The organism is Bartonella sp. AP58NXGY (assembly GCF_042195785.1).
Lineage (GTDB): Bacteria > Pseudomonadota > Alphaproteobacteria > Rhizobiales > Rhizobiaceae > Bartonella.
Genome location: NZ_JBHIOY010000039.1, coordinates 1 through 2,802, shown reverse-complemented (window position 1 = coordinate 2,802; position 2,802 = coordinate 1). Strand labels below are relative to the sequence as shown.

At 46.3% G+C, this 2,802-nt stretch carries 2 protein-coding genes; both read left to right on the top strand.

What is annotated here, in order from left to right; all coding sequences use genetic code 11:
* Positions 1–339, top strand: a 339-nt coding sequence (locus ACFINC_RS09080; RefSeq protein ID WP_375616998.1) for a ShlB/FhaC/HecB family hemolysin secretion/activation protein, incomplete at its 5' end; no start/stop codon positions are given.
* A 25-nt stretch (positions 340–364) separates the two neighbouring features.
* On the top strand, positions 365–2,802 hold a 2,438-nt coding region (locus ACFINC_RS09075; RefSeq protein ID WP_375616997.1), incomplete at its 3' end, for a filamentous hemagglutinin N-terminal domain-containing protein.

Here is a 2,802-nt window from a genome sequence, read left to right as displayed (position 1 = left end):
GCTTCCAATGTTCGTGGCACGCGTGAGAGTTTGCTTTTTGGCAATAACGGTTTTTTTAGCCGGAATGATTTGTTGCTACGCACCATTCCGTGGAGCAATCACGCGACCTTCAAAAAGGTTTTTGGTGAACTTCGCCCTTATGTTGGTTTGGATTATGGGCGTGTGTTTTCGCAAGCTTTTTATGGGATTAAGAGTGACCAGCTTGCCGGTTGGACAGCAGGTGTCAAGCTTGCGGGAGGCATGGTCTCTCTTGATGCCAGTTATTCTAGTATTTTTTGGAGCACAGTTAAGCACAAAAAATCAGGAACATTTTTTATGACATTAACAATGGAACTTTAAGCATTTTTTATTGGGGAGTTAACGTATGAGATATGAGAAGAGAGCAGAAAGAGCAGCTTTATTAGGTGTTTTGGTCTCCAGTACGATGCTCAAAAAGGTTTTATTTGGGGGACTTGGTTTTTCTTGTTTGTTAGCCCCTTCAGCGTTACAGGCGCAAATTACTGTGGATCCTAACGCGAATGCCGCCCATCGTCCAGATATAGTGGCAGCGCCCAATGGGGTTCCCTCGATTGATATTGTTACCCCCAATGGCAAGGGCTTATCGCACAATAAATATAACGATTTTAATATTGGAAATCCGGGTGTGATTTGGAACAATCATGCGCAAGAAGTGGGGCAATCGCAGTTGGGGGGCATTATGCCGGGCAATCCGCATTTGCGCCTCACGGGTTCGGCGAAAGTGATTTTAAATGAAGTGACCAGCAGCAAGCGCAGTGCGCTTCATGGTCCAGGAGAGGTTTTTGGGAGCCCAGCCGATGTGATTATAGCCAATCCCAATGGGATAAGCTGTGATGGTTGTGGCTTTATCAATACGCCCCATGCGACCTTAACCACAGGTGTTCCCGAAATTGATGCGAGCGGTTTTTTGAAAGGCTTTGAGGTGCGAGGTGGGGATATTACCTTTGGCGTCAAGGGAGCCAATTTTTTCTCTGGTCAAGGAGCGGTTGATATTGTCGATATTGTCTCACGCACAGTGCATTTTGAAGGAGCTGTTGCGGGCAGAGAAATTGGTGTGACAGCAGGGACAGGTCACTTTGATTATGCTTCACGGGAAATGAAAGAACTGACCGATATTACTGGTAAACCGGAATATGCGATAGATGGTTCTGCTTTGGGGGCTCTACAGGCGGACAGAATAAAACTTGTGGCAACAGAAAAAGGTGTTGGGGTTCGCATGCGCCATGATATGGCAGCCAATGCGGGGCAGTTGCATCTTTCTGCTGATGGGAAAATCTCGTTGAAAAATGTTTTTGGTCATGGGGGTGTTGTCCTCAAATCGAAAAGCCAGAGCATATTGGCAAAACACATCACCTCGAAAAAGCATATTGATATTGCCGCACATAAGGATGTGACGTTAGAAACGGTTGGCGCTGATGGTCATTTGAAGATAGAGGCGCAGGATGGGCTTTTATCGATTGCCGGTAAGGCAACCTCTGGGGGCAATATGGAGCTTTCTTCGCGCCAGACACTTCAAGTTTCAGGGCTAGGGGCAGGCGCTGATATGGCTCTTGAATCGGGCGGAAACTTGAAGCTTGAGGGGATTGTTTTAGCGCAAGGGAATCTCAAGGCGCATGCCGGTGGTGATATACAAGCTCATTTTTTAGCCGGTGGGGTTGATATGGCGGCAACGGGTGCTGCTGGTGTTGTTGTTCTTGGCACCCAAGGGGATGTTGATCTCCAGAGCAGTCAAGGGGCGATTGTTGCTGAAAGTGTTTATGGAGCAGGAGATATCACCCTGGTTTCTCATAATGGGCTATCTGTTTCTCAAACAATTCTGTCGCATCAAAATGTTGCCATTCAAGCACAACCAGCAACAAATGCTCCCGTTCATTTTGGGCAACTTTTAGCCTATGGCAAGGCAAATATTGAGGGCGGGGCGGTTGACTTTTCTTCGCTGATGACGGGTGAAGAAGCTGTTTTAAAGGTTGGCAGCCTTGATGCAGGCACACTGATGACAGGTGTCGTTTCTACGGGCGGTTCAGGGGATCTTGTTTTAGATGAAAAGGGCTTTCTTTTGATTACAGCAAAAGAAGGGGTGAAGGTTGGTCAGATTGCCAGTGGTGGCAATATTGAAATTTTTGCAGGCAACGACATCTATTATGATCAGGTCATAGGCTATGGCAGTGCAACATTGACATCGGTATCAGGAGAGATCAGTGTTGAGAATGTGTTGTCTGCTGAGGGGGATGTGAGATTGACAGCAAACACTCTCGATTTAAGCAATAATCGTTCTCATATTTACACGCCGCAAACGCTGTATTTAATTGCAGATCATATTGATGTCTCGGACAGTAAATTGACTTATGGCGGTTTAGACTTTCAAAGCACCAATGCCCTTGATATTCACAATGCGCGGCTACAAGCCGTAAGAGATGGCGGTGGGACTGGAGATATTCTCTTTATTGCTCCAAGCGTTATGGTTGATGAGACAACGTCTGTTTTAGCAGCACGAGATTTCGTGATCAAAACGGGGGAGCTTAGAAATAGCGGTCAATTGGCATCGGGGCAGGATTTAGTCTTTAGCGTGACGGGCAATGTGACCAACAACAAAACGGGCTTAATTTATGTGAAGGGCAATGGTGCTTTACAAGTTGATGGGGCTTTGCTCAATGATTTTGGCACTATAATGGCAGAAGGTGATTTATCTTTCACCAATGCAGATGGCAGCGGAAAAAGCCTTTCCCTTGTTAACAAAGCAGGCTTTATTCAAGCTGGTGGAAACTTAAATATCCAAACCAACAC